This window comes from Bacillus sp. FSL K6-0994, from assembly GCF_038630815.1.
In the GTDB taxonomy this organism is placed as follows: Bacteria; Bacillota; Bacilli; order Bacillales; family Bacillaceae; genus Bacillus; species Bacillus safensis.
The window spans coordinates 2,024,394-2,049,829 of record NZ_CP152043.1 but is presented as its reverse complement, the minus strand read 5'-3'; the positions used below and the strand labels follow the sequence as shown (position 1 = coordinate 2,049,829).

The 25,436-nt window shown below is 40.6% G+C and carries 30 protein-coding genes; 29 read left to right on the top strand and 1 reads right to left on the bottom strand.

Annotation, left to right across the window (positions count from 1 at the left end):
- Nucleotides 1–19: 19 nt before the first annotated feature.
- The 13 genes from MHB69_RS10450 to fni all read left to right on the top strand — a co-directional run bounded on the left by MHB69_RS10450 (nucleotide 20) and on the right by fni (nucleotide 12,076).
- Complete coding sequence (locus MHB69_RS10450; RefSeq protein ID WP_070326536.1) at nucleotides 20–475, top strand: DUF2663 family protein; 456 nt, start codon at nucleotides 20–22, stop codon at nucleotides 473–475.
- 87 nt (nucleotides 476–562) lie between these two features.
- A complete protein-coding gene (locus MHB69_RS10445; RefSeq protein WP_034280400.1) occupies nucleotides 563–1,351 on the top strand; it encodes a metallophosphoesterase in 789 nt (262 codons plus the stop codon).
- Nucleotides 1,352–1,516: 165 nt separating this feature from the next.
- On the top strand, nucleotides 1,517–2,098 hold the full coding sequence (locus MHB69_RS10440; protein WP_003215601.1) for a genetic competence negative regulator: 582 nt from the start codon (nucleotides 1,517–1,519) through the stop codon (nucleotides 2,096–2,098).
- Between the two features lie 195 nt (nucleotides 2,099–2,293).
- Entirely contained in the window at nucleotides 2,294–3,568 is a 1,275-nt protein-coding gene (locus tag MHB69_RS10435; RefSeq protein ID WP_007500982.1) for a Glu/Leu/Phe/Val dehydrogenase, read from the top strand.
- A gap of 124 nt (nucleotides 3,569–3,692) precedes the next feature.
- Nucleotides 3,693–4,664 (top strand): YpdA family putative bacillithiol disulfide reductase, encoded by a 972-nt coding sequence (locus MHB69_RS10430; protein ID WP_034280402.1) that lies wholly within the window; start codon nucleotides 3,693–3,695, stop codon nucleotides 4,662–4,664.
- 154 nt (nucleotides 4,665–4,818) lie between these two features.
- Nucleotides 4,819–5,475: a glutamic-type intramembrane protease PrsW gene (prsW, locus tag MHB69_RS10425; RefSeq protein WP_024422824.1), complete on the top strand. Its 657-nt coding sequence runs from the start codon at nucleotides 4,819–4,821 to the stop codon at nucleotides 5,473–5,475.
- Nucleotides 5,476–5,608: 133 nt separating this feature from the next.
- Complete coding sequence (gene sleB / locus MHB69_RS10420; RefSeq protein ID WP_101676905.1) at nucleotides 5,609–6,520, top strand: spore cortex-lytic enzyme; 912 nt, start codon at nucleotides 5,609–5,611, stop codon at nucleotides 6,518–6,520.
- A gap of 16 nt (nucleotides 6,521–6,536) precedes the next feature.
- Nucleotides 6,537–7,886, top strand: a complete 1,350-nt coding sequence (ypeB, locus tag MHB69_RS10415) for a germination protein YpeB (RefSeq protein ID WP_046311625.1) — start codon at nucleotides 6,537–6,539, stop codon at nucleotides 7,884–7,886.
- Nucleotides 7,887–7,988: 102 nt separating this feature from the next.
- Nucleotides 7,989–8,636, top strand: a complete 648-nt coding sequence (locus tag MHB69_RS10410) for a flagellar brake domain-containing protein (RefSeq protein WP_024422821.1) — start codon at nucleotides 7,989–7,991, stop codon at nucleotides 8,634–8,636.
- A 63-nt stretch (nucleotides 8,637–8,699) separates the two neighbouring features.
- Nucleotides 8,700–8,882 (top strand): DUF5359 family protein, encoded by a 183-nt coding sequence (locus tag MHB69_RS10405; protein WP_024422820.1) that lies wholly within the window; start codon nucleotides 8,700–8,702, stop codon nucleotides 8,880–8,882.
- 71 nt (nucleotides 8,883–8,953) lie between these two features.
- Nucleotides 8,954–9,631, top strand: a complete 678-nt coding sequence (gene cmk, locus MHB69_RS10400) for a (d)CMP kinase (RefSeq protein ID WP_024428083.1) — start codon at nucleotides 8,954–8,956, stop codon at nucleotides 9,629–9,631.
- A 223-nt stretch (nucleotides 9,632–9,854) separates the two neighbouring features.
- On the top strand, nucleotides 9,855–11,006 hold the full coding sequence (gene rpsA, locus MHB69_RS10395; RefSeq protein ID WP_024422818.1) for a 30S ribosomal protein S1: 1,152 nt from the start codon (nucleotides 9,855–9,857) through the stop codon (nucleotides 11,004–11,006).
- A 14-nt stretch (nucleotides 11,007–11,020) separates the two neighbouring features.
- Nucleotides 11,021–12,076, top strand: coding sequence for a type 2 isopentenyl-diphosphate Delta-isomerase (fni, locus tag MHB69_RS10390; protein ID WP_120208147.1), 1,056 nt, complete (start codon nucleotides 11,021–11,023; stop codon nucleotides 12,074–12,076).
- Between the two features lie 216 nt (nucleotides 12,077–12,292).
- On the opposite strand, the gene MHB69_RS10385 is transcribed toward fni, so the two are convergent.
- The gene (locus tag MHB69_RS10385; protein ID WP_064497540.1) at nucleotides 12,293–12,424 is read right to left on the bottom strand and encodes a YpzI family protein; all 132 of its coding nucleotides are present in this window, start codon (nucleotides 12,422–12,424) and stop codon (nucleotides 12,293–12,295) included.
- 180 nt (nucleotides 12,425–12,604) lie between these two features.
- On the opposite strand from MHB69_RS10385, the gene MHB69_RS10380 reads away from it, so the two are divergent.
- The 16 genes from MHB69_RS10380 (at nucleotide 12,605) to MHB69_RS10305 (ending at nucleotide 25,394) form a co-directional block, all read left to right on the top strand.
- A complete protein-coding gene (locus MHB69_RS10380) occupies nucleotides 12,605–13,147 on the top strand; it encodes a hypothetical protein (protein WP_254001354.1) in 543 nt (180 codons plus the stop codon).
- Nucleotides 13,144–14,028 (top strand): YIEGIA family protein, encoded by an 885-nt coding sequence (locus MHB69_RS10375; protein ID WP_024422816.1) that lies wholly within the window; start codon nucleotides 13,144–13,146, stop codon nucleotides 14,026–14,028. Before MHB69_RS10380 ends, MHB69_RS10375 begins: the two co-directional genes overlap by 4 nt.
- Nucleotides 14,029–14,034: 6 nt before the next feature.
- Nucleotides 14,035–14,229 (top strand): hypothetical protein, encoded by a 195-nt coding sequence (locus MHB69_RS10370; RefSeq protein WP_008344527.1) that lies wholly within the window; start codon nucleotides 14,035–14,037, stop codon nucleotides 14,227–14,229.
- Nucleotides 14,230–14,388: 159 nt separating this feature from the next.
- Nucleotides 14,389–15,699 carry a ribosome biogenesis GTPase Der gene (gene der, locus MHB69_RS10365; protein WP_034280419.1) on the top strand — a complete coding sequence of 437 codons (1,311 nt, stop codon included), beginning with the start codon at nucleotides 14,389–14,391 and terminating at the stop codon, nucleotides 15,697–15,699.
- 14 nt (nucleotides 15,700–15,713) lie between these two features.
- The gene (locus MHB69_RS10360; RefSeq protein ID WP_342495545.1) at nucleotides 15,714–16,751 is read left to right on the top strand and encodes an NAD(P)H-dependent glycerol-3-phosphate dehydrogenase; all 1,038 of its coding nucleotides are present in this window, start codon (nucleotides 15,714–15,716) and stop codon (nucleotides 16,749–16,751) included.
- A 266-nt stretch (nucleotides 16,752–17,017) separates the two neighbouring features.
- Nucleotides 17,018–17,221, top strand: a complete 204-nt coding sequence (locus MHB69_RS10355; protein WP_041117835.1) for a DUF2768 domain-containing protein — start codon at nucleotides 17,018–17,020, stop codon at nucleotides 17,219–17,221.
- A gap of 18 nt (nucleotides 17,222–17,239) precedes the next feature.
- Nucleotides 17,240–17,965 carry a hypothetical protein gene (locus tag MHB69_RS10350; RefSeq protein WP_041117833.1) on the top strand — a complete coding sequence of 242 codons (726 nt, stop codon included), beginning with the start codon at nucleotides 17,240–17,242 and terminating at the stop codon, nucleotides 17,963–17,965.
- A gap of 204 nt (nucleotides 17,966–18,169) precedes the next feature.
- Nucleotides 18,170–19,648 (top strand): stage IV sporulation protein A, encoded by a 1,479-nt coding sequence (gene spoIVA, locus MHB69_RS10345; RefSeq protein ID WP_008344534.1) that lies wholly within the window; start codon nucleotides 18,170–18,172, stop codon nucleotides 19,646–19,648.
- A gap of 374 nt (nucleotides 19,649–20,022) precedes the next feature.
- Nucleotides 20,023–20,301 (top strand): non-specific DNA-binding protein Hbs, encoded by a 279-nt coding sequence (gene hbs / locus MHB69_RS10340; protein ID WP_003215863.1) that lies wholly within the window; start codon nucleotides 20,023–20,025, stop codon nucleotides 20,299–20,301.
- 190 nt (nucleotides 20,302–20,491) lie between these two features.
- Nucleotides 20,492–21,061, top strand: coding sequence for a GTP cyclohydrolase I FolE (gene folE, locus MHB69_RS10335; protein ID WP_003215789.1), 570 nt, complete (start codon nucleotides 20,492–20,494; stop codon nucleotides 21,059–21,061).
- A 24-nt stretch (nucleotides 21,062–21,085) separates the two neighbouring features.
- Nucleotides 21,086–21,316: a trp RNA-binding attenuation protein MtrB gene (gene mtrB / locus MHB69_RS10330; protein WP_008344541.1), complete on the top strand. Its 231-nt coding sequence runs from the start codon at nucleotides 21,086–21,088 to the stop codon at nucleotides 21,314–21,316.
- Nucleotides 21,317–21,430: 114 nt separating this feature from the next.
- Nucleotides 21,431–22,198 (top strand): heptaprenyl diphosphate synthase component 1, encoded by a 768-nt coding sequence (locus MHB69_RS10325; protein ID WP_061109295.1) that lies wholly within the window; start codon nucleotides 21,431–21,433, stop codon nucleotides 22,196–22,198.
- A 3-nt stretch (nucleotides 22,199–22,201) separates the two neighbouring features.
- Complete coding sequence (locus MHB69_RS10320) at nucleotides 22,202–22,906, top strand: demethylmenaquinone methyltransferase (RefSeq protein WP_342495544.1); 705 nt, start codon at nucleotides 22,202–22,204, stop codon at nucleotides 22,904–22,906.
- 24 nt (nucleotides 22,907–22,930) lie between these two features.
- Nucleotides 22,931–23,893 (top strand): heptaprenyl diphosphate synthase component II, encoded by a 963-nt coding sequence (gene hepT, locus MHB69_RS10315; RefSeq protein WP_041085904.1) that lies wholly within the window; start codon nucleotides 22,931–22,933, stop codon nucleotides 23,891–23,893.
- Between the two features lie 129 nt (nucleotides 23,894–24,022).
- Nucleotides 24,023–24,469, top strand: a complete 447-nt coding sequence (gene ndk, locus MHB69_RS10310) for a nucleoside-diphosphate kinase (RefSeq protein WP_024422808.1) — start codon at nucleotides 24,023–24,025, stop codon at nucleotides 24,467–24,469.
- A 145-nt stretch (nucleotides 24,470–24,614) separates the two neighbouring features.
- On the top strand, nucleotides 24,615–25,394 hold the full coding sequence (locus MHB69_RS10305; RefSeq protein ID WP_024422807.1) for a protein-glutamate O-methyltransferase CheR: 780 nt from the start codon (nucleotides 24,615–24,617) through the stop codon (nucleotides 25,392–25,394).
- Nucleotides 25,395–25,436: the final 42 nt, after the last annotated feature.

Genomic DNA, 25,436 nt, shown 5'->3' with positions numbered 1-25,436 from the left:
AAGGGACAGGGTGTATGTGATGACATTGCACGCAATCAGCCGATATATGGATCAGCCGACACGGAAAATGATGGAAACATTGATCAAAAGAAAGCATAAATATGAGGGCTTTGCCAAGCAGTGCAAAAGATGGCAATGGACAGCCCTTCTATCGCTGGCCATTCTTTTGTTTTATTTTGTGATCACGGCAAATGCGGGAGGCGGCTCGCTTCAGCCGGAAGCCATGATTGCCACACTGCTTGGTCATGAAGTTTTTCTGTTTTGGATCATGGCTGAAGTCTTTGCTTTTTACGCCTCTTATTACTACAAGAAAAAAGAAGAAAAGGCTGAGGATGAATATCATCGGCTTCGATGTGAAATTATACAAAAAAGCACAGATTTATGGCCGCAATCAAATCAGTGGAAAGAGCGCGAGACGGTTTTTCACTATATGCAGAAGCAATACGACATTAATCTCTATTATGAAAGTAAATAAATGAGAAAAAAAGACGTTTAACAGTTGAAACGTCTTTTTTCATTCAAGCGTCTTATGAAAGAAAGATATGTAAGGGAGCCATTTGTGATGAAATATGCCATCGGATTTACTGCCGCCATTGCGGCTGTTACAACAGGTGTGTGTGTAACGGCAAAAATGGTGAAAACGGCAAAACAAAACAACATCAAAAAGCATTACTTTACAATAGAAGCACTTCAATCAGACCGGCCTGCTGTCATTTTCTTTATTTCTGATACACACAGACGTCTCATCAGTGACACTTTATTAGCAGAAATCAGACAGGAAGAGCCAGATGTGATTATGATTGGCGGAGATTTAGCAGAAAAAGGTGTACCCTATGCAAGGATTGAAGAAAATGTGAAACGTTTATCAAGAATTGCGCCGGTTTATTTTGTTTGGGGAAATAATGATCATGAGCTGCACCAGCAAAGGTTTAAAGAGATTCTTCATGCATACGATGTCACGACTTTGCAAAATGAAACGGCTGTATGGAATTTCGAAGGGCAGCGAATCAAAATCGGAGGAATTGATGATATTCGGCTTGAAAAAGCAGATTATGAAGCGATACGGCCTGAGTTTGTGAAAGATGATGTCAATATTCTCTTATCACACAATCCAGATGTACATCATTTGATGAGTGAAGAAGAAGGAATCGATCTTGTCCTGAGCGGTCATACGCATGGGGGACAGATCCGAATTGGGAAATTTGGGCCGTATGAAAAAGGAAGAACAGGCCAGGTCAAAGGTGCGTTCTTTCTCATTAGTAATGGCTACGGAACAACAAAAATTCCCTTGCGTCTCGGAGCAGAACCAGAAACCCATCTGATCTATTTAATGCCTCTAAAAACGCGTTAACTTGCGGCACCCTCAATATTTTCCATAAAAGTCACCGTAAGCGTAGCTTCGTGCTTGTCTTCCGTCTTGACACAGTGTAAACTGAATACAAAATTAAGAACCTATGACTCATCATCTCATATACTACAGTATGATGTGTGTTTAGAAGAGGCAGGAGGGAACGTTATGCGACTGGAGCGTCTGAATTATAATAAAATCAAAATTTTTCTCACACTAGATGACCTGACAGACCGGGGTCTTACGAAAGAAGACCTTTGGAAAGATTCGTTCAAAGTCCATCAGCTGTTTAAAGACATGATGAACGAAGCGAATCAAGAGCTCGGTTTTGAAGCGAGTGGACCGATTGCTGTTGAAGTATTTTCACTTCAGGCGCAGGGGATGGTCGTCATTGTCACAAAGAGTCAGCAAGATGATGCTGATGATGATGAGTTTGATGAAGATTACATTGAGATGCAAGTCAAGCTCGACGAGAGTCATCATGTACTCTATCAATTTGCCTCATTTGAAGATGTGATTCAACTGTCCCATAGTTTAAGTCGTATTGGACTTTTAGGGGGTACAGTTTACCATTATGAAGGTCAATATTTTCTCAGCCTAGATGATTTTGAAGAACTATCAGCTGATACCGTCATTTCCATTTTAGCGGAGTTCGGTTCTCCTACGACATTAACGATCCATCGGCTAAAAGAATACGGAAAAGTGATCATGCAAGATGATGCAGTGAAAACGATCCAAATGTATTTTTAATCACTTTTTTCTATTATATTTAATACTGTTGTGATGAAACAACAGTATTTTTTTATATCCTTTTTATATTTATAAACGCTGATATTTTATTTTGATAAAAAACGTTTTTTACCTTTGCTTTACCAGTACGAAGGTGTATACTATTGCTTGAAAGGGAGCAGTAGATCATGAAAGATTTCTAGGGGGTTTATTTTAATGGCAGCCGATCAAAACGCCGCTCATAACGCAGAAGATAAGCTAGATGTTTTAAAGTCAACTCAAACCGTCATACATAAAGCGCTAGACAAATTAGGGTATCCGCAGGAAGTGTATGAATTGCTGAAGGAGCCAATTCGTCTATTAACGGTCAAAATTCCAGTACGTATGGATGATGGATCGGTGAAAATTTTCACTGGTTACCGCGCACAGCACAATGATGCTGTCGGTCCAACAAAAGGCGGAATCCGTTTCCACCCGAACGTTACGGAAAAAGAAGTAAAAGCGCTTTCAATTTGGATGAGTTTAAAATGTGGAATTGTGGATCTTCCTTATGGCGGAGGAAAAGGCGGTATTATCTGTGATCCAAGAGAAATGTCATTCAGAGAGCTTGAAAAACTAAGCCGCGGGTATGTTCGCGCCATCAGTCAAATCGTTGGACCAACAAAAGATGTTCCAGCACCAGACGTGTTTACGAACTCTCAAATTATGGCATGGATGATGGATGAATATTCTAGAATTGATGAGTTTAACTCGCCGGGATTTATTACAGGAAAACCAATTGTTCTTGGAGGATCACACGGACGTGATACGGCAACAGCAAAAGGTGTGACGATCTGCATCAAAGAAGCGGCGAAGAAAAAAGGAATTGACATTAACGGGGCTCGTGTTGTCGTACAGGGATTCGGAAATGCAGGAAGCTATTTAGCTAAATTCATGTATGATGCTGGAGCAAAAATCGTAGGAATTTCAGATGCGTACGGCGGATTATACGATGAAGATGGTCTAGACATTGACTACTTGCTTGACCGACGTGACAGCTTTGGAACCGTCACTAAACTATTTAACGATACAATTACAAACCAAGAGCTGCTTGAGCTGGATTGTGATATCCTAGTACCTGCAGCCATTGAAAACCAAATCACAGAAGATAATGCGGCAAACATTAAAGCCAAAATTGTCGTAGAAGCAGCAAATGGCCCAACGACACTGGAAGGAACCAAAATTCTTTCAGATCGTGGTGTACTGCTTGTTCCAGACGTACTTGCGAGTGCGGGTGGTGTAACTGTTTCTTACTTTGAATGGGTTCAGAATAACCAAGGGTTCTACTGGACAGAAGAAGAAGTTGAAACTCGTTTAGAAGATATGATGGTGAAATCATTTAATAATATTTATGAAATGGCGCAAAACCGCCGAATTGATATGCGTCTTGCTGCATATATGGTCGGTGTACGTAAAATGGCTGAAGCTTCTCGATTCAGAGGCTGGATTTAAGCGGCTGATTTGCATCGCGCCTTAAAATCTCCTATCCTTAAATAGGAGATTTTTTTATGGAATGGAACAAAGAATCAAACAGCCCAGCAATTGTTATTGCAGTGAAATGACAGGAGTGGAACAAATGAAACAAGAAAAAGCGATCATAATAGGAGGCGGCCCATGCGGGTTATCAGCTGCCATTGCATTCAAGCAAATTGGGATTGATGCACTTGTGATTGAAAAGGGGAATGTCGTGAACAGTATTTATCATTACCCAACACATCAAACCTTTTTTAGTACAAGTGAAAAGCTTGAAATCGGTGATGTTGCTTTTATTACTGAAAACCGTAAGCCCGTTCGTATTCAGGCGCTTTCCTATTACCGAGAGGTCGTCAGACGAAAAAAACTGCGTGTGCATGCTTTTGAAAAAGTAAACGCCGTGACGAAACAAGATGGCCGTTTTACGGTGAATACATCAAAAGACGACTATGCATGTGATTACGTCGTCATTGCGACTGGCTACTATGATCATCCAAACTATATGAACGTCAAAGGAGAAGACCTTCCCCACGTATATCACTATTTTAAAGAAGGACATCCATATTTTGATAAAGATGTGACGGTGATCGGCGGGAAGAACTCCAGTGTTGATGCTGCGTTAGAACTTGTGAAATGCGGAAGCAGAGTCACTGTGCTGTATAGAGGAACTGAATATTCATCCAGCATCAAGCCTTGGATTTTACCAGAGTTTGAAGCGCTTGTCCGTAATGGAACGATTCGAATGGAGTTTGGTGCGCAGGTGAAAGAAATCACAGAAGAAGATGTGATCTTCACAAACCAGCAAAATCAAACGGATCGAGTGAAAAGTGACTATGTATTTGCCATGACTGGCTATCACCCAGATCATTCTTTCTTAGAAAAAATGGGTGTCACGATTGACCAAGAATCAGGCCGTCCAGCATTTGATGAAGAGACGATGGAAACGAATGTTGAAGGCATTTTCATTGCAGGAGTCATTGCAGCTGGAAATAATGCCAATGAAATTTTTATCGAAAATGGAAGATTTCATGGCGGACTCATTGCAGAAGAAATCAAAAAAAGAATTAACGGATAAAAAAAGAACTGAATCCTTCAAAGGGGTTCGGTTCTTTTTTTATAAATTGGGATTATATAGAAAGGTATTTTTAGAAAAATGGGCCCGAGTCATATAAAAAAAGGGTAAATCATGGTACGATAATGAAGGATAATGTAGGGAAAGAGGTCTGGTTATGATCGCAATCATCTCAGCAGGTTTAGCTCCCGGCATCGCACTTTTAAGTTATTTTTATTTGAAAGATCAGTACGACAATGAGCCGGTTCACATGGTCATCAGATCTTTTATGCTAGGTGTCATACTTGTGTTTCCAACCATGTTTATTCAATATGTCCTTCAAGAGGAAAATATTGCAACAAATCCTATCTTGATTTCATTTGTGACGTCGGGCTTTTTAGAAGAATCATTAAAATGGTTTATTTTAATGGTCAGCGTTTATGCACATGCCCAGTTTGACGAACACTATGACGGAATTGTGTATGGAACGAGTGTCTCACTTGGTTTTGCAACACTTGAAAATATCCTTTACTTAGTCGGCCACGGGGTCGAATATGCGTTTACCCGTGCTTTATTACCTGTATCAAGTCACGCATTATTTGGTGTTGTGATGGGATTTTATATCGGAAAAGCCCGCTTCTCTGATAAAAAAGAGCAGCGCAAATGGCTGATCCTTTCTTTAACGCTCCCTGTACTGTTTCACGGCCTGTATGATTTCATTCTATTAGGGATGAAAAACTGGGGATATATCATGGTGCCGTTCATGATTTTTTTATGGTGGTTTGGTTTAAGGAAAGCAAAAAAAGCCCGTGCGGTAAAAATGGTGCAAATTTAATTTGGAAAACGTCCTATTTGTTTATAGGGCGTTTTTTTGTCTTTTCCATCCAATTCTCTCCTGTGTTGAATGTATAAAAATAGGGATCGGAAGAAACATATATTCAAACATCAAAAGTACAGGAGGATCAAATATGGATAAAGCTCGTTTCATGAAACAAATTGTTCTTATCTTCTCAATCGTTCTTCTTGCGTCTTCACTTTTGACAGCCAGTAAAAGTGAAGCATTCACCGGCCAAGTCATCCAGCGCGGGGCAACAGGAGAAGATGTAGTCGAGCTGCAAGCGCGGCTCCAATACAATGGGTTTTACAATGGCAAAATCGATGGCGTCTATGGCTGGGGGACGTACTGGGCCGTTCGCAACTTTCAAAGCCAATTTGGCATGAAGAAGGTCGATGGACTTGTAGGTGAGAAAACAAAAAACTTATTAGTTCAAAAGACGAAATACTACAAAGAGTTTGTTCAAAAACAGCTGCAGCAAGGGAACCAGTTTACCCATTATGGCGGAAAGCCTCTTGATCAGCAAACAAAGGCTCCTGCGCAAAAAAGCTCGCAAAAAAAGACAGCCCAAGGTACAAAAGAAAATCAAAAAAGTCAAAGTGGATCATCTGGGAAGTCCGGCAATCAGTCAGGCAGCCAGCAGGGAAATCAAACACCAAAACAAACAGCAGCCAACATGCCTGGTGGTTTTTCTAGTAATGACATTCAGCTCTTGTCGCAAGCTGTTTACAGTGAAGCAAGAGGTGAGCCGTATGAAGGACAGGTGGCCATCGCGTCCGTTATCTTAAACCGCTTGAACAATCCGACCTTTCCAAATACGATCGCAGGAGTCATTTTTGAACCGCTTGCGTTTACTGCTGTAGCAGATGGGCAATTTTATATGACGCCAGATGAAACGGCAAAAAAAGCTGTATTTGATGCAATCAATGGCTGGGATCCATCTGAAAGCGCCATCTATTACTTTAATCCTGATACAGCAACAAGTCCATGGATTTGGGGAAGACCACAAATTAAACGAATCGGGAAACATATATTCTGCGAATAAAAAGGGGTGTAAATAAATGATCAGAGGAATATTGATTGCTATTTTAGGAATTGCTGTCATCTCAACAGGTTACTGGGGCTATAAAGAACATCAAGAAAAAGACGCCGTCCTGCTTCATGCTGAGAACAACTACCAAAGAGCCTTCCACGATTTAACGTATCAGGTGGATCAGCTGCATGACAAACTGGGCGCAACACTTGCGATGAACAGCCAAACATCCATCTCACCAGCACTTGCAGATGTATGGAGAATGTCATCAGAAGCGCATAACAATGTCAGCCAGCTCCCGCTTACATTGATGCCTTTTAATAAAACGGAAGAATTTCTGGCGAATGTCGGAGACTTTAGCTACAAATCATCAGTCAAATCTTTATCAGATGAACCATTAAATAAAGATACACACAAAACCATTACAGCTCTATATAATCAAGCGTCAGATATCCAAAACGAACTTAGACAAGTGCAGCACCTCGTACTTAATAAAAACTTAAAATGGATGGATGTTGAAATGGCGCTCGCTGACGGCGATCGAAAGAACGACAACACCATCATTGACGGGCTGAAAACAGTCGAGAGAAATGCAGATGCATTTGCAGATGTCGATCTTGGTCCTACAAATGTGTCCACAGAAAAAGAAACACAAGGATACAATCATTTAAAAGGCGATAAGATTTCAAAAAAAGAAGCGATCCGCATTGCACAGCAATTCACACCTGACCATAATCAACATTTTAAAGTGAGAAAAAGCGGCAGCAAAACCAATCGCGACGTGTACAGCTTATCGATGTCTGATCCAGACAGCCATGCAAACTTTTATTTAGACTTAACTGAAAAAGGAGGACACCCAGTTTACCTTCTTCAGAATCGTGACGTGAAAAAACAGAAAATCAGTTTAAATGATGCATCAGAAAAAGCACTCAGCTTTTTAAAGAAGCAAGGGTTTGATACAGAATCGTTCCATTTAGATGAAAGTGCACAATTTGATAATATCGGTGTATTTACCTATGTTCCTCTTCAGAAAAATGTTCTGCTTTATCCAGATAGCATACGCATGAAAGTCGCATTGGACGATGGTGAGGTTGTTGGGTTTTCAGCGAAGGATTATTTAACGAATCATAAAACACGTGACATTAAATCACCTAAAATCTCGCAAAAAGAAGCGAAGAAAACATTAAATCAGCATGTAAAGATCGAAGATACTCATTTAGCGATTGTGCAAAATGATATGTCAGAGGAAGTTCTGTGCTATGAGTTCCTTGGAACGATAAAAAACGATACGTATCGCATGTTCATTAATGCAGATACTGGAAAAGAAGAACGAGTAGATAAACTAAAAAACGCAGAACCTATATATAAAGACCTATAGAAAAGGAAACAAGGAAAAGGCTAATAAGTCTTTTCCTTTTGTTTTAGACATGGTTTAATATAGGAGAGGATACGATTTCACAGATGAAAAGAGTGATGAGGAATGTTACAAATAGGGGATGCAATCACAATTGAATATGTCAATGAGAACAAAGAAGTGAAAACAGCAAAATCGAAGGTTTTGGAAAATAATAACGATGATATTTGCATTAATTATCCAGCTGATAAAGAAACGGGACGCACCATCTACTTAAACCAGCAAACAGAAATCACCGTCTTCTTTTTTGACGAAAACCAAATTCCATACAAATGTACAAGCGAAGTCATCGGAAAAAGAAAAGAAGATATCCCGATGATTGTTATTTCCATTCCGCCAAAAGAAGAAATGATTCGGCTTCAGCGAAGAGAATATCTGAGAGTGGATACGATGGTCAAAGCCACCATTATGCAAACGGATGAAGAGGCCTTTGAAACGTTTATTGTGAATATGAGTGCTGGCGGCGTAGCAATCTCTGTTCCTGAGGGCGTGTCATTGAAAGAATATGGAGAAGTGGTCACAGAGTTTGAACTTCCCCTAAAAGAGCCCGTGAAAATAAAAGCGGTTGCAGAGATGAATCGAGTATATCAAGATGAACAGTCTGGCAAAACAAGAGCGATCATGGAGTTTTCAGAGATCACAAATGATCACCAGCAGCACATCATGAAATACTGCTTCCAGCAGCAGCTTTTAACACGTGTGAAAAAAGCATAAGAATAAAGGGTGTAAAAAGCTTCCATACTAGAGAGGAAAGAATCTAGCGTGGAGGCTTTTTGTATGAAGACAATGGAAAGATGGTTATTGAAAGTGGTGCTCATTCAGCTTGTTTTATTGCTAACTGTTCAGATTACACTTCATTTGACGAAAGGAGAGCTTTTTTTGTCAAAAGTCGTGCAGTATGAGGGTGTGAATAACATGAGTATTGAAGAATGGATTGAAACGTTTAAGCAGAAGGATTGATAGAAAATTCCCCCGTTTGAGCGGTGATCGTGTTACAATTCATAAGGGAGATTCAATCAAGGAGAGGTATTATGAAAAAGAAATTATCTATAGCAATTGACGGTCCTGCAGCAGCAGGCAAAAGCACTGTGGCAAAAATTGTCGCAGCCAAAAAATCATATATTTATATTGATACAGGTGCTATGTACCGCGCGATTACACTTGCGGCACTCAATCAAGGTGTAGACCTTGAAGACGAACAGGCACTTGATTCATTACTGAAAAAAACGGTCATTGAACTAGTAACAACAGACGAGGGTCAAAAAGTCCATCTAAACAATACGGATGTCACAGAGGATATTCGCACAGACCGCGTAAGCAACCAGGTATCGGTTGTTGCAAAGCACAGAGCTGTTCGGGAAGAAATGGTCCGCAGGCAGCAAGAGCTTGGCAAACGAGGCGGCGTCGTTATGGACGGAAGAGACATAGGTACTCATGTACTTCCAGATGCTGAAGTGAAAATTTTCTTGCTTGCATCAGTAGAAGAAAGAGCAAAACGCCGCTTTGAAGAGAATCAGAAAAAAGGCTACGATGTCAATTACGATCAGCTGATCGAAGAGATTGCAAGACGCGATAAGCTTGATTCTGAGCGCGAAGTTTCACCTTTGAAGAAAGCGGATGACGCCATTGAAATTGACACCACTTCCCTTTCTATTCAAGAGGTGGCAGGGAAAATTTTAGATGCAGCAGACCGCGTGGAGAAACAGTAAGAAATTTTAGAAAACTTTTATAAGTTAGAGGTTTATCTCTTGACAAACAAGGTCTTTTATTAGAAGTTTATACTAATACTATTTTTATTGATCATTCAAGCAATTATATTGATTTGAATGTTTCTATAATACATATTCGGCTGGCAATCATCATGCTTAAGACACATATTCGCCCAGTCGTTTTAACTAAGCTGTGTAGGTTTGGACCAAGGAGGTTATCGAAATGACAGAGGAAATGAATCAAATCGATGTTCAGGTACCAGAGGTTGGAGATGTAGTGAAAGGGATTGTTTCTAAAGTTGAGGACAAGCATGTTAATGTAGATATCGTCAATGTGAAACAACCTGGTATCATCCCAATCAGTGAATTATCAAGTCTTCACGTTGAAAAAGCATCAGATGTCGTGAAAGATGGCGACGAGTTAGAGCTTAAAGTAACAAAGGTCGAAGACGATGCTTTGATTTTATCTAAACGTGCTGTTGATGCAGACCGCGCTTGGGAAGACCTAGAGAAAAAGTTTGAAACAAAAGAAGTATTTGAAGCTGAAGTAAAAGACGTTGTAAAAGGTGGTCTTGTCGTTGACATTGGTGTGCGCGGATTTATTCCTGCATCTCTTGTAGAAGCACACTATGTAGAAGACTTCACAGATTACAAAGGGAAAACACTCTCACTTGTCGTGGTAGAACTTGACCGCGAAAAAAACCGCGTGATTCTCTCACACCGTGCAGTCGTTGAGCAAGAGCAATTAGACAAAAAGCAAGACTTCCTGCAAAAGCTTGAAGTAGGCAGTGTGATTGATGGTAAAGTGCAGCGGCTTACTGATTTTGGTGCATTTGTTGACATTGGCGGCATTGACGGATTAGTTCACATTTCTCAACTATCCCATGCGCATGTTGAAAAGCCATCTGACGTAGTAGAAGAAGGACAGGAAGTCAAGGTCAAAGTACTTGCTGTTGATCGTGATAACGAACGTATCTCACTATCTATTAAAGAAACATTACCAGGACCTTGGAGCCAAATTGGTGAAAAGGTAAAACAAGGTGATGTGCTTGAAGGAACCGTTCAACGTCTTGTGAGCTTTGGTGCATTTGTTGAAATTCTGCCAGGTGTAGAAGGACTTGTGCATATTTCCCAAATCTCTCATAAACATATCGGCACGCCGCAAGAAGTCCTTGAAGAAGGGCAGACTGTGAAAGTGAAAGTGCTTGATGTGAATGAAGACGAAGAGCGCATTTCACTAAGCATCCGTGATTTAGAAGAAAATCCTGAAAAACAAATCGAAGAAGATTATCGTCAATATCAGGCGAAAGAAGAAAACACAAGCGGATTCCAGCTTGGTGACCTGATCGGCGATAAACTCAATAAACTAAAATAATTTGGTGATCAAAATTGACGCGAGCAGAAAGAAAGAAGCAGCATATTGAGCATGCGTTGTCCACTGGCCAGCATGCAGCAACAGGTTTAGATGATGTTTCCTTCGTTCACGCCAGTTTACCAGATCTTGCGACATCACAAATTGATACACAAACGACAATTGGCGGACTGACTTTCGGTTCGCCAATTTTTATCAATGCAATGACTGGCGGAGGCGGAGAATCCACCTATGAGATCAACCGCTCTTTATCGATCGCAGCGAAGGAGACCAATATCCCAGTAGCAGTTGGATCACAAATGGCTGCACTGAAAGATAAAGAAGAAAGACGAACATATGAAGTCGTTCGTAAAGTCAATCCGGATGGAATTGTATTTGCGAATTTAGGCAGTGAAGCGACAATGAAGCAAGCTCAAGAAGCAGTCAACATGCTCGAGGCGAATATGCTCCAAATTCATCTGAATGTCATCCAAGAGATTGTCATGCCTGAAGGCGATCGCGATTTCAGGGGGGCACTTGAGCGGATTGCAGCGATCGTTGAATCTGTTGGTGTGCCTGTTGTTGTAAAAGAAGTCGGGTTTGGCATGAGCAAGGAGACGGCAGGAAAGTTATTTCATGCTGGGGTTGCAGCCGTTGATGTAGGCGGATTTGGTGGAACGAACTTCTCCAAGATTGAAAATCTCCGACGCCAAAAAGCACTTCGTTATTTTGATCAATGGGGAATTCCAACTGCAGCGAGTCTTGCTGAAGTACATACAGCCTTTCAGAGTCAAACGATTTTAGCCTCCGGAGGTATTCAAGATGCTCTTGATGTAACCAAATCAATGGCTCTTGGCGCATCTGCTGCTGGTCTAGCTGGATTTTTCTTAAAATCATTGACCAGTGGAGGAGAAAGCGGCCTCATCGAAGATATCATGGAACTTCAAGAAGATATCAAGATGATGATGACAGTGCTTGGCGTGAAGACGATTGAAGAACTGAGACAGGCTCAAGTTGTGATCTCAGGGGAAACAAGTCATTGGCTCAAAGAAAGAGGCGTTGACACAACGTACTATAGTCAGAGAGGCATGTGATATCACATGCCTTAGCGCGTAGACAAACCCTCGCATTCGGTGTCAATTCTGCGTGCCGGTGCTCACGAATGTCAAATTCGCTCCGCCCCGGTACTCGCCCTTCCTAGGGCTGCAAAGGTTTTCTATCACGCTGAAAAGAAGACAAAGATCCAAAATAAAGAACATTTTAGCCCTTTGTCAACAAATCTAAGGCATGTGATCATCACATGCCTTTTTTTATTGATTTCTTTTTCGAGCGCTTTCTGGACCTTCTAATGCTGTTGCACCTTTATGATGAATGGATTGATCGCGGTCAGATTCCACTCTTTTTGACGCCTTTAAACGTTTTTCCTGTCTATCTTTTCCCATCATGTATCCCTCCTCAGGTTATTAGGGTGTCACCTCTTGTTTATTTCATACAGAGCCGGTAACGATCCGCATGTTTAAAAATTGGAGATTTTCCCATAATGTAATTGAGGTGATGAGGCGTTGGAGGCTTTGTACTATTATTGGTCTATATGGTTCGTTTGGATTATGGTGACATTTATCATGGAAAAAAGTTTGTGGCGCAGCGTGCTGGGCATCTGTGTACTTGTCCATATTATATTCAGTCATATCATGATATCCGTTTTAGATATGAGCATCAATGCGGGATTCTTGATGACTTTTTTATATGCATGTGCTGCTTTCGTCATATATAGGCCTAGTTACCGAATGATGAGAATCATGCAATTGGGCTCGATGGTGAGCGCGTATGCCTTTTTTATGATGTTTGCATTATATGACCCTGTTTGGTTCACGATAATAAAGGTGGATTGGGTCGTATTTATCCTGCTGATCTTAATGTGTATGACATATGGACAGCCGTTAACGGAAAGAATCACCTTATGGATGATGTCAGTATGTCTCGGCGAAGCCCTTTATGCGCTGACGATTCACCGCCTCACATCATCAATTGTCCTAGGAGATCTCTCTTTTCTTTCCTTCGTTGTACAAGGAGCGGTCTTCCTATTAGGTGTCGATCAGCTTGAAAAGCTCTTAAACGCCCGTTCATCAAGAAAATCAGTAAAAGGGGCTGCAAAATCAACATGACAGACTATACGTTTCCTGTGATTATTGGTGTCATCTTTGGGATGGCGGCCAGACTTTACATGTTAAGAACGGATTACCGGCAATACCCAACGTATATTCATGGACAAGTGATTCACATTGCACTTGGTTTTATTGCGTCAGGATTAGGTGCGATCATTATGCCTGCACTAATTCAGGAGGAATTTACAGCGATTACCTTTCTCACTTTGGCAGCCACACAATTTCGAGATGTCCGAAATATGGAAAGAAATACGTTAACCCAAATGGATTCGTATGAGCTTGTCTCACGAGGCAGTACATATATAGAAGGCATTGCTATTGCCTTTGAAAGTCGAAATTATATTGCCATTCTCACTGCACTTATTACAACGACAGCCTGTATTTTCTTCTCGCTTGTTGTTGGAACAGTAGTCGGTATTCTTTGTTTTTTCATGGCAAAGCTATTAATGTCAGGCAGTCAATTAAAGGATATCGTCAGCATTCAAAAAGGGGAACTTCGCTTTGATGGGGCAGGGCTTTATGTGAATGATATATACATTATGAATATCGGGCTGCCTGAAAAGCAAAAACTCATTTTAGAGCATGGGATGGGCTTTATTTTGACGCCGAAAAATTTCAACTCTGCTACAACGATTGCCAACCTTGGACAGCGGCAAGCCATTTTATTTGATTTATCAAACGTGCTTGGCGTGTACCGCGATTCTGGTGAACCATCGCTCTGTCCGCTCGCAAAACGTGATCTGAATACCGGTACACTTGGTGTGTTCATTTTACCGCAATGGCAGCGTGAAGATTTGGCTGTACGTGTATTAGAAGAGGTGCCTATTTTAGAAAATGCCATAAGAATGCCGACAGATTTCATTAAAAAGAAAGTGAGGTAATAGGGCATGGCGAACACCATTGAACAATTTATATTGGCTGTGGCAACAACTAATAAAGAGCGGGTCATTGGCGGAACAGCGGTTTTTTTCTGTGAAAATAAAGAAGAGCTCGACATGTATGCCATGAATTTAGAGGCCATTTTAGATGGAATTGCACACGGCATTGGAGAAGATCTTTACTTGATTGTCAAACATTTTTAAGTTATTCATTGTGGTCTGATTAAAAATTGATATAATATATAAGTTGAACCCTTCATGTTTGAAGGGTTTATTTCATAAATCTGAATGAAAATTATAAATCCCGGTTGAAACATGATGATGAACATATTGAATCGCGGCTGGATTGAAAGGAAGGGTACTATGGGTAAACCTGTCGTAGCCATTGTTGGAAGGCCCAACGTTGGAAAATCTACAATTTTTAATCGAATCGCAGGCGAAAGAATATCGATTGTAGAAGACACACCTGGTGTAACAAGAGATCGAATCTATAGCTCTGCTGAATGGTTAAATTATGACTTTAATTTAATAGATACTGGTGGAATTGATATTGGAGATGAGCCATTCTTGGCGCAAATTCGCCATCAGGCAGAAATCGCAATGGATGAAGCGGATGTCATTATCTTTATGGTGAATGGTCGAGATGGCGTGACATCTGCGGATGAAGAAGTCGCAAAAATTTTATATCGTACGAAAAAGCCAGTTGTACTTGCTGTCAATAAACTGGACAACCCTGAAATGAGAAGCGATGTGTATGACTTTTATGCACTCGGATTTGGCGAGCCGTTTCCGATTTCTGGAACGCACGGATTAGGTCTTGGTGATCTGCTTGATGCAGTGGCAGAACACTTTAAGAACTTACCGGATACGCAATATGCTGAAGAAGTTGTTCAGTTTTGCTTAATTGGCCGCCCGAATGTAGGGAAATCTTCTTTAGTGAATGCGATGCTCGGAGAAGACCGCGTCATTGTCAGCAACATTGCTGGTACAACAAGAGATGCTGTCGATACGATGTTTACGTACAATCAGCGTGACTTTGTCATTGTCGATACAGCAGGTATGAGGAAAAAAGGGAAAGTATATGAAACAACAGAGAAATACAGTGTACTTCGTGCATTAAAAGCCATTGACCGCTCTGATGTTGTCGCTGTTGTACTTGACGGCGAGGAAGGCATTATTGAGCAGGATAAACGAATTGCGGGCTATGCACACGAAGCTGGTAAAGCTGTTGTCATCATTGTGAACAAATGGGATGCTGTTGAAAAAGATGAGCGCACGATGAAGGAATTTGAGCAAAACATCCGCGAACATTTTCAATTCCTTGATTATGCACCTGTCTTGTTTATGTCAGCTCTTACGAAAAAGAGAATTCATACATTAATGCCGTCCATTATCACAGCAAGCGAAAACCATGCAATGCGCGTTCAAACCAATATTTTAAATGATATCATCATGGATGCGGTGGCGATGAATCCAACGCCGACCCATAACGGACAGCGCCTAAAGATTTACTATGCAACACAGGTGGCCATTAAGCCTCCGTCCTTCGTTGTGTTTGTCAACGATCCAGAGCTTATGCACTTTTCTTATGAGCGTTTCCTAGAAAACCGCATTCGAGATGCATTTGGTTTTGAAGGAACACCAATTAAAATATTTGCGAGAGCGAGAAAATAAAAAGGGTGAGAAGGATGAAGAAAATTTCAGTACTTGGAGCAGGCAGCTGGGGAACAGCACTTGCGCTTGTATTAGCTGATAATCATCATGATGTACACATGTGGGGACATAGACAAGAGCTCATTGATCAAATCAATGAGAAACATGAAAATCATGATTACTTGCCAAATGTCGAACTGCCAGCGTCTATTCAGGCGACAACCGATATGAAGCAGGCTTTAGAGGGGACAGAGGCGGTAATTGTCGCTGTGCCAACAAAGGCCATTCGTGAGGTATTGAAGCAGGCAAATGAGCTGATCTCATCGAAGGTGCCATTTGTCCATGTCAGTAAGGGAATTGAACCAGATACACTTCTTAGAATTTCTCAAATGATTGAACAAGAAGTTCCATCTGAGAAAAGAGAGGCTGTCGTTGTCCTATCAGGGCCGAGTCATGCAGAAGAAGTAGGTCTGCGTCATCCGACAACTGTCACTGTCTCGTCAGAAAACATTGAAGCAGCTCAATTTGTTCAAGATTTGTTCATGAACAATCATTTTAGAGTGTACACCAACCCTGATGTGATTGGGGTGGAAATTGGCGGCGCATTGAAAAATATCATTGCTCTTGCGGCTGGTATCACAGACGGACTTGGATATGGTGACAATGCAAAAGCGGCGCTTATCACTAGAGGACTTGCTGAAATCGCACGTCTTGGCACAAAAATGGGAGGGAATCCCCTTACATTTGCCGGATTAACAGGCATTGGTGATTTGATCGTGACATGTACAAGTGTTCATTCGCGTAACTGGCGCTGCGGGAATTTACTCGGTAAAGGATACAAGCTCGAAGAAGTGCTTGAAAAAATGGGCATGGTTGTCGAAGGCGTCCGCACAACAAAAGGCGCTTATCAGCTCTCAAAAGAATACAAGGTCAGCATGCCGATTACAGAGGCTCTTTACGGCGTCCTGTTTGAAGGGAAAAAGGTTGACGATGCTGTAGAATCATTGATGGCACGTGTGAAAACACATGAGATGGAAGACCTTGTGAACATGTTTGAAAACCAAACAAAATAAAAGGAAAGACTGAACTTAGGCATGTAGAGGATGCAAGAAGGGGAAGACTTGCATAACATAGCAATGAAGTTTGAATAGAGCTTTGCCTCTACAGAATGAGGAAAATAGTCGATCCAATGACTGAAGCAGAGTCCCCCTCTTTGCTTCAGTTTTTTTATGCGCTTTTTTCTGAATGATTGGAAAAATGATTGATATTTACCTTATTTTTGGTTTAAAATGAAATATAAACGCTTACAATTCGTTCGTTTTGAAGGGGGACAGGCACGATGAGTTTTGCTTTAATCAAGATGTGGTTTGCGCTTGGTTCAATGGGGCTCATGTTTTTAGCCGTAGTAACCATTTATTTCAGCAGGTTTAAGCTGAAAAGCAAATTTCTTAAAATAACGGCCTCGACCGTTGCGTACAGCTTGATGCTGATATCAGGTATCATTGTGTTTTTAGTTGTCATTAGCGGACCGGTTAATGAATAAAGAAAAAGGAAGAATGTGATGATCAAAGCAAAAGTCAGTGTCACGCTGTTAGCACTTATTTTATTAACAGGATGTCTGTATCCAGAAAATCGCAAAGCTGAGAACCGGGTGCCATACGAAGAGCAGCTGCAAAGTGTACAGACAGCGATTGAGGAATTTCAAAAAGCAACAAATGGTCTTCTGCCTATAGAAACAAAAGAAGCAGACACGCCGGTTTATCAGAAATATGTCATCGACTTTAAGCGCTTGTCACCAAGATATTTACACGATGTACCGTCTACATCTTATGAAGGCGGGGGCGAATATATTTATGTCCTCACAGACGTCGAAAAGAAACCCACTGTGAAACTGCTTGATGTCAAAATGACGCAGACCATCAATGAATTACGGCTTAGAATCAAGGTGTATCAAGATGAACATACATATCCGCCATACGGCAAAGTCGTATCAGCCAATTTATATACGTTAAATGAAAAAAAACTAGGATTAAAATCGCCGCCTGCGGTGATAAGTCCTGTGACAGGGAATTCCCTCCCATTACTGATTTCATCAAACGGTGACATCTATGTGGACTACCGCAGTGATTTTGCTCATATTTTGAAGAATACGAAGCAAAAGCTGAAACCAGGTGAAAACATTCAGGATGTATATTGGCAGGAAACCCCGTTTGTACCCGCGTTTTCTGTCCCATATACCATCAACAAAAAAGGTGAGCCTGCCTTTTTAGAAAAAAAGACGTCATAAACAAGAATGAACCTTTTTCCTCTGCATATAAATGAGGAGAAAGGTTTTTTTATGGCTAAACTTACTCTCAAAACAAAAAGGTGTCATATTCAAATAGGACAACGTCATACACATATATTGTCCAGACACCTTTCAAGCACAGTTTGATTGAAGAATAGAGTATTTCATTTGAAAACGAGGATAGCAAGTCCGGGAGGGGATCACTTGGAAAAAGTCGATATTTTCAAGGATATCGCTGAACGAACAGGAGGCGATATATATTTAGGAGTCGTTGGCGCTGTTCGTACAGGGAAATCTACGTTTATTAAAAAGTTTATGGAGCTCGTGGTGCTCCCGAATATCAATAATGAGGCAGATCGTGCAAGAGCACAGGATGAATTGCCGCAAAGCGCAGCAGGAAAAACCATTATGACCACAGAGCCAAAATTTGTACCGAATCAAGCCGCATCAATTCACGTGAGTGACGGCCTTGATGTCAACATCAGACTTGTCGATTGTGTGGGATATACTGTCCCTGGTGCGCGCGGGTATGAAGATGAAAATGGCCCAAGAATGATCAATACGCCGTGGTATGAAGAGCCAATTCCGTTTCATGAAGCAGCGGAAATTGGTACACGCAAGGTCATTCAAGAGCATTCAACAATAGGTGTAGTGATTACAACAGATGGTTCCATTGGAGAAATTCCAAGACATGATTATATTGAATCTGAAGAACGTGTGATTGATGAACTCAAAGAGGTTGGAAAGCCGTTTATTATGGTCATCAACTCTGTGAGGCCATATCATCCTGAAACAGAAGCGCTCCGGCAGGAACTTAGCCAAAAGTATGATATTCCAGTACTCGCCATGAGCGTAGAGAGTATGAGAGAGCAAGACGTACTCAGCGTTCTTCGTGAAGCATTATATGAATTCCCAGTCCTAGAGGTGAATGTGAACCTGCCAAGCTGGGTGATGGTGCTAAAAGAAGATCACTGGCTGAGAGAAAGCTATCAGGATTCAGTAAAGGAAACTGTAAAGGATATTAAAAGATTAAGAGATGTCGACCGTGTCGTTGGTCAATTCAGTGAATTTGATTTTATCGAAAGAGCGGGTTTAGCAGGAATTGAAATGGGTCAGGGGATTGCAGAGATTGACCTGTATGCGCCAGATGATCTATATGATCATATTTTAAAAGAAGTGGTTGGTGTAGAAATTAGAGGAAAAGACCATCTTCTAGAGCTGATGCAAGATTTTGCTCATGCTAAGACAGAATATGATCAAGTATCAGACGCATTGAAAATGGTGAAGCAGACTGGTTACGGGATTGCAGCGCCAGCGTTGTCCGATATGAGTTTAGATGAGCCAGAAATCATTAGGCAGGGATCAAGATTCGGTGTGAGATTAAAAGCGGTCGCTCCATCTATTCATATGATCAAAGTAGATGTAGAGAGTGAATTTGCACCGATTATCGGAACAGAAAAACAAAGTGAAGAGCTCGTCCGCTACTTAATGCAAGATTTTGAAGATGATCCGCTTTCGATTTGGAATTCAGATATATTTGGCCGCTCCCTCAGCTCCCTTGTCAGAGAAGGCATTCAAGCGAAGCTGTCTCTTATGCCGGAAAACGCAAGATATAAGCTGAAGGAAACGCTTGAAAGAATCATTAACGAAGGATCAGGCGGTTTGATCGCGATTATTTTATAGCAAGTGAGACCTCTCATTGATGGGGTCTTTTTTTTGCGTGTAGAATGAGTCATAAAAAGACAATTGTATAAAGATTAGTCAGATTCAGGCTGAAATTAGGAATATTCGTTCGCAAAAGTGCCCTTAATCCTTGACGAATAAGGATTCTTCCCTTTAAAATGCTTGATATGGTATTTCATATGTGTTAATCTACTTACAGAAAATCTTCACTTTGTTGGACAAACATTCCTTCAAAGAGATGTTTTCTAATGAAAAGCCATGTATAACGCTTTCTAGACGCTCTTTTTTTCTGAAAAAGGGTATAGAAAGAAGATGAATTGTGAAGAAATGATAACAATCTACTGAATGCATATTTTTGGGAGGAGGTGAAAGGCATGAACAAGACAGAACTTATTAACGCGGTTGCTGAAGCAAGCGAGTTATCTAAAAAAGACGCGACAAAAGCAGTTGATTCTGTTTTTGATACAATTTTAGATGCACTTAAAAATGGTGACAAAATCCAACTTATTGGTTTTGGTAACTTTGAAGTACGTGAGCGTTCAGCTCGTAAAGGACGTAACCCACAAACTGGTGCAGAGATCGAAATCCCTGCAAGCAAAGTACCTGCTTTCAAACCAGGTAAAGCACTTAAAGACGCGGTGGCAGGTAAATAATCGTTATGTGTAATGATCCTGTTGAAGGAGTTATACATATACAGTTTCACACTGGTCTAGAAAAGCCCCTTTCATAAGGGGCTTTTCCTTTTGAATCAAAAGGTTCTTTTAGAACGCTCTCCTTTGCTTTTAGGATCTGAAGTGTGCTAGAATCTGAATGAAATGTAATCGCCTTTGGAGGATATAATACATGAGTGAAATAAATAAAGAATTAATCGAACACGCAGTACGCGATATATTAAAAGCAATCGGAGAAGATCCGGATCGTGAAGGACTTCTTGATACCCCAAAACGAGTTGCAAAAATGTATGAAGAAGTGTTCTCGGGATTAAATGAAGATCCAAAAGAACATTTTAAAACCATTTTTGGCGAAGACCACGAAGAACTCGTCCTTGTAAAAGATATTGCTTTCCATTCAATGTGTGAACACCACCTTGTGCCTTTCTACGGGAAAGCCCATGTCGCTTATATTCCGCGCGGAGGAAAAGTAACGGGACTTAGTAAGCTGGCAAGAGCTGTAGAAGCCGTGGCAAAACGCCCGCAGCTTCAGGAACGCATTACATCAACGATTGCAGATAGTATGGTGGAAACACTTAATCCGCATGGCGTGATGATTGTCGTTGAAGCAGAGCATATGTGTATGACGATGCGCGGAGTGAAAAAGCCAGGCGCTAAAACAGTGACCTCAGCCGTCCGCGGCACATTTGCAAATGATGCAGCCGCAAGAGCAGAAGTGCTTTCCTTTATTAAAAACGACTAATTCAATAGATGGAAGGTGAACAAAATGAGTGAAAATAAAGCATCTGATTTTGTGGTGATTAAAGCCATTGATAATGGTGTAAACGTCATCGGCCTAACAAGAGGCTCTGATACAAGATTTCACCATTCCGAGAAACTCGATAAAGGTGAAGTGATCATTGCACAATTTACTGAGCATACGTCAGCGATCAAAGTAAGAGGCGATGCTGTCATTCAAACAAGCTTCGGCGAAATTCAAAGCGAAGCAAAGAAATAAAGAACTTGTAGCACTTGATAGCATAAAAGTGAGAGCTGATATGGTATAATAAATCTCTATACAATGTGCAGGTCTACATATGAAACTGTAATTTTTGGGACAAGGGTGATATCTTTGCAAGACATCTACGGAATTTTATCTAATCTAAATATAAAATTAAATAAAAAGCTTTCTCATCCTTATTTGGCGAAGCATTTACGCGCACCACTCATCGATGAAGATAAGCTCCTTCTTTTTCATGCAATGTTTGAAGAAGCTCAAATTGATGCAGAGAAAAAAGAAAATTATATTTTAACGGCGATGCTTGTGCAAATTGCCCTTGATACCCATGACGAAGTCACAACTGCTGCAGCCATCAAGCAAGACGAATTCAAAAATCGTCAGCTGACCATCCTGGCAGGAGACTATTTCAGTGGTCTCTATTATTCTCTTCTCTCTGACATGAAAGACATTTATATGATCCGCACGCTCGCTACGGCGATCAAAGAGATCAATGAACATAAAATTAGACTGTATGACCGGTCCATTCAAGATGCAGCGCACTTTTACAAAAGTGTAGCTACAGTTGAATCTGCGCTTTTCCAAAGGATTTCTGAGCACTTTCAATTAACGCATTGGAATGAGATTGCAAGTCGTTTTCTTGTTTATAAACGCTTCATGAAACAAGCAGAAAATGACAAACATTTAAAACTTTTTTTGAACGATCGTTATACGGACGCCTATTCATGTTTTGACAATTTTGAGAATGAAGGCTATGAAAAGGCCAAACGACCGATCAAGGAGCATCTTGTGTCATCTCCGGTCGTTCAAAAAGAGCTATTAAATCGCTTGGATCATATGAAAAATGAGCCTGCGTACCATCAGAAAGTGGAAGAAGGGTAAGTCATGCAGCAATCAAAAGAACAGCGAGTACACGGTGTATTTGAAAAAATTTATAAAAACTATGATCAAATGAACTCTGTCATCAGCTTTAAACAGCATAAAAAATGGCGCGATAAAACAATGAAACTTATGAATGTGCAAAAAGGGTCTAAAGCATTAGATGTATGCTGCGGGACAGCCGATTGGACAATTGCGCTTGCAGATGCTGTTGGGGAAAAAGGCGAGGTCAAAGGCCTTGATTTTAGTAAAAACATGCTGAGTGTTGGAGAAACGAAGGTGAAGACTGGGGGCTACAAACAAATTGAATTGATTCATGGCAATGCGATGGAGCTTCCTTTTGAGGATAACTCATTTGATTATGTCACCATTGGTTTTGGACTTAGAAACGTTCCTGATTATTTAACGGTGTTAAAGGAAATGACAAGAGTAGTGAAGCCTGGCGGAATGGTCGTCTGTCTTGAGACTTCACAGCCTGAGATGATCGGTTTTAAACAGGGCTACTACATCTATTTCAAATACATTATGCCGCTCTTTGGTAAACTGTTTGCCAAAAGTTATCAGGAGTATTCATGGCTTCAAGAATCAGCCAAAACGTTCCCTGGTATGAAAGAGCTGGCGGCTCTATTCGAAGAGGCCGGGTTGTCTGATGTCTCGTATCATCCATTTACAGGCGGTGTAGCAGCAACACATATCGGAAAGAAGCTTTGAATAAACGATATTTGGGTGAAGATAATGAAATTAAAAGCAATGATCTCTTTTTTAAATCATGATATCGATATAATTGAAAAAGAGCTTGAACAAACCGTTCGCTCTGATTATGCATTATTAAGTGAAGCAGGTCTTCATTTGCTGCAAGCGGGCGGAAAACGAATCCGCCCCGTTTTTGTTCTCCTTTCAGGCATGTTTGGTGACTATGACATTAATAAAATTAAATATGTTGCTGTTGCCCTCGAGCTGATTCATATGGCATCACTTGTTCACGATGATGTTATTGATGATGCAGAGCTGAGAAGAGGAAAACCAACGATAAAGGCAAAATGGGATAACAGAATTGCCATGTACACAGGGGATTATATGTTTGCGAGATCACTTGAATACATGACAAAAATCAATCACCCAATGGCACATGAAATTTTGTCAAAAATGGTCGTCGAGCTTTGTCTTGGTGAGATAGAGCAAGTGAAAGATAAATATAATATGGAACAAAACCTCCGTACATATTTAAGAAGAATCAAACGAAAAACAGCCTTGCTCATTGCAGGTAGCTGTCAATTAGGCGCCATTGCAGCAGGTACAGATGAAAAAACACATAAAGCCCTCTATTGGTTTGGATACTATGTCGGCATGTCTTATCAAATCATTGATGATGTCCTTGATTTCACATCAACTGAAGAAGAGCTGGGCAAGCCTGTCGGAGGAGACCTTTTACAAGGGAATGTCACACTCCCAGTCTTATATGCACTGAAAAATCCGACACTAGAAGGTCAATTGAAGCTGATCAATAGTGAAACGACGGAGAAGCAGCTGAAGCCTGTCATTGAAAGCCTCAAACAAACAGATGCGATCGACCGCTCGATTCGAGTGAGTGAAATGTATTTGAAAAAAGCTTTTGAACAGCTCGACAAACTTCCTCGAGGACGTGCGAGAACGTCACTCGCCTCCATTGCAAAATATATTGGGAAACGAAAATTCTAATCAACGTGATGTTGATTGGTTTTTTTGTGAAATTTTTTGTCAAAAATTGATTATTATAAAAAAAAATGATACGATCACTTTGTAACAATGTAAGCCTATACATACATAACGACGGGGTGGAAAACGTATATGGACAAAACATTTCTTATGGTCAAACCTGATGGTGTGGAAAGACAATTAATCGGTGACATTGTGTCAAGATTCGAAAAAAAGGGGCTTCAGCTTGTTGGTGCAAAACTAATGAGTATTCCAAAGGAAGTAGCAGAAACCCATTACGGAGAGCATAAAGAAAAACCGTTTTTCGGGGAATTGGTTGACTTTATTACGTCAGGACCTGTATTTGCAATGGTATGGCAAGGTGAACAGGTAGTAGACGTGACAAGACAGATTATCGGCAAAACAAATCCAAAGGAAGCGCTTCCAGGCACAATAAGAGGAGACTATGGATTGACTGTTGGGAAAAACATTATCCATGGGTCAGACTCACCAGAAAGTGCTGAAAGAGAAATTAACTTATTCTTCAAACAAGAAGAACTCACAAGCTGGGATCAAACCATCTCAAGCTGGATTTATTAAGATTCAAGCCAAGGTGTTCATCTAATGAGCACTTTGGCTTTTTTTATATTGAACTTTCTACACGAAATTTCGCATGAGAAGATACAAATTTTCGATAAAAACAGCTATACTAGGACAAAGATAGATGAGACAGGAGAGGACATTGATGGATCCATATCAAGTATTTGTTGGAAAATGGAAAAAACTAACCGGAGTTGATCTAAATTTATATAAAGAAGCACAAATGAAACGGAGATTAACATCACTTTATGATAAAAAAGGATATAAAGATTTTGAAGCATTCGCGGCCGCGCTTGAAAAGGATAGAGCATTATTAGATGAGACGATGGACCGCATGACGATTAATGTGTCAGAATTTTACCGAAACTATCAGCGCTGGGAAGTACTTGATCAAAAAATCCTGCCGCTGCTTTCGAAAAATGGCGGCACCTTAAAGATTTGGAGTGCAGCATGTTCGACAGGAGAGGAGCCATATACACTCTCCATGCTGCTGTCAAGCCATCCTCTTGTGAAAGACTTCCAAATTATTGCAACTGATATTGATGATAAAGTTCTGCAGTCAGCTCAAAAAGGCAGATATCATGAACGCTCTCTGCAAGAGGTGCCAGATCATATCAAGCAAAAATATTTCACAAAAGAAGATTCTTCATTTTACACTGTGAAGGATGAGGTTCGAAAGCATATTCAATTTAAGAAGCACAACCTTTTAGCAGATCCATATGAAAAACAGCTTGACCTCATCGTCTGCCGAAATGTACTGATTTACTTTACTGAAGAGGCAAAAGAAGAAATTTACTTAAAAATGAGCAGCAGTTTAAAACAAAATGGCGTATTATTTGTTGGTTCTACAGAGCAAATTTTTCATCCAGAAAAGTTTGGACTGACATCTGCTGATACTTTCTTTTATCAAAAGAAGGGTATGTAGCTGACTTTTTAGTAGCAAGTGTGTTATTATATTTTTACTTAA

Coding starts and splice junctions, on each gene's coding strand:
- MHB69_RS10450 (WP_070326536.1), top strand. CDS start 20: ATGACATTGCACGCAATCAGCCGATATATGGATCAGCCGACACGGAAA.
- hepT (WP_041085904.1), top strand. CDS start 22,931: ATGAAATTAAAAGCAATGATCTCTTTTTTAAATCATGATATCGATATA.
- MHB69_RS10435 (WP_007500982.1), top strand. CDS start 2,294: ATGGCAGCCGATCAAAACGCCGCTCATAACGCAGAAGATAAGCTAGAT.
- ypeB (WP_046311625.1), top strand. CDS start 6,537: ATGATCAGAGGAATATTGATTGCTATTTTAGGAATTGCTGTCATCTCA.
- prsW (WP_024422824.1), top strand. CDS start 4,819: ATGATCGCAATCATCTCAGCAGGTTTAGCTCCCGGCATCGCACTTTTA.
- MHB69_RS10320 (WP_342495544.1), top strand. CDS start 22,202: ATGCAGCAATCAAAAGAACAGCGAGTACACGGTGTATTTGAAAAAATT.
- MHB69_RS10405 (WP_024422820.1), top strand. CDS start 8,700: ATGAAGACAATGGAAAGATGGTTATTGAAAGTGGTGCTCATTCAGCTT.
- hbs (WP_003215863.1), top strand. CDS start 20,023: ATGAACAAGACAGAACTTATTAACGCGGTTGCTGAAGCAAGCGAGTTA.
- folE (WP_003215789.1), top strand. CDS start 20,492: ATGAGTGAAATAAATAAAGAATTAATCGAACACGCAGTACGCGATATA.
- mtrB (WP_008344541.1), top strand. CDS start 21,086: ATGAGTGAAAATAAAGCATCTGATTTTGTGGTGATTAAAGCCATTGAT.
- MHB69_RS10385 (WP_064497540.1), bottom strand. CDS start 12,424: ATGGGAAAAGATAGACAGGAAAAACGTTTAAAGGCGTCAAAAAGAGTG.
- MHB69_RS10370 (WP_008344527.1), top strand. CDS start 14,035: ATGGCGAACACCATTGAACAATTTATATTGGCTGTGGCAACAACTAAT.
- sleB (WP_101676905.1), top strand. CDS start 5,609: ATGGATAAAGCTCGTTTCATGAAACAAATTGTTCTTATCTTCTCAATC.
- rpsA (WP_024422818.1), top strand. CDS start 9,855: ATGACAGAGGAAATGAATCAAATCGATGTTCAGGTACCAGAGGTTGGA.
- MHB69_RS10445 (WP_034280400.1), top strand. CDS start 563: ATGAAATATGCCATCGGATTTACTGCCGCCATTGCGGCTGTTACAACA.
- cmk (WP_024428083.1), top strand. CDS start 8,954: ATGAAAAAGAAATTATCTATAGCAATTGACGGTCCTGCAGCAGCAGGC.
- MHB69_RS10380 (WP_254001354.1), top strand. CDS start 12,605: ATGGAAAAAAGTTTGTGGCGCAGCGTGCTGGGCATCTGTGTACTTGTC.
- MHB69_RS10375 (WP_024422816.1), top strand. CDS start 13,144: ATGACAGACTATACGTTTCCTGTGATTATTGGTGTCATCTTTGGGATG.
- MHB69_RS10410 (WP_024422821.1), top strand. CDS start 7,989: ATGTTACAAATAGGGGATGCAATCACAATTGAATATGTCAATGAGAAC.
- MHB69_RS10430 (WP_034280402.1), top strand. CDS start 3,693: ATGAAACAAGAAAAAGCGATCATAATAGGAGGCGGCCCATGCGGGTTA.
- MHB69_RS10360 (WP_342495545.1), top strand. CDS start 15,714: ATGAAGAAAATTTCAGTACTTGGAGCAGGCAGCTGGGGAACAGCACTT.
- MHB69_RS10355 (WP_041117835.1), top strand. CDS start 17,018: ATGAGTTTTGCTTTAATCAAGATGTGGTTTGCGCTTGGTTCAATGGGG.
- MHB69_RS10305 (WP_024422807.1), top strand. CDS start 24,615: ATGGATCCATATCAAGTATTTGTTGGAAAATGGAAAAAACTAACCGGA.
- MHB69_RS10440 (WP_003215601.1), top strand. CDS start 1,517: ATGCGACTGGAGCGTCTGAATTATAATAAAATCAAAATTTTTCTCACA.
- MHB69_RS10350 (WP_041117833.1), top strand. CDS start 17,240: ATGATCAAAGCAAAAGTCAGTGTCACGCTGTTAGCACTTATTTTATTA.
- ndk (WP_024422808.1), top strand. CDS start 24,023: ATGGACAAAACATTTCTTATGGTCAAACCTGATGGTGTGGAAAGACAA.
- der (WP_034280419.1), top strand. CDS start 14,389: ATGGGTAAACCTGTCGTAGCCATTGTTGGAAGGCCCAACGTTGGAAAA.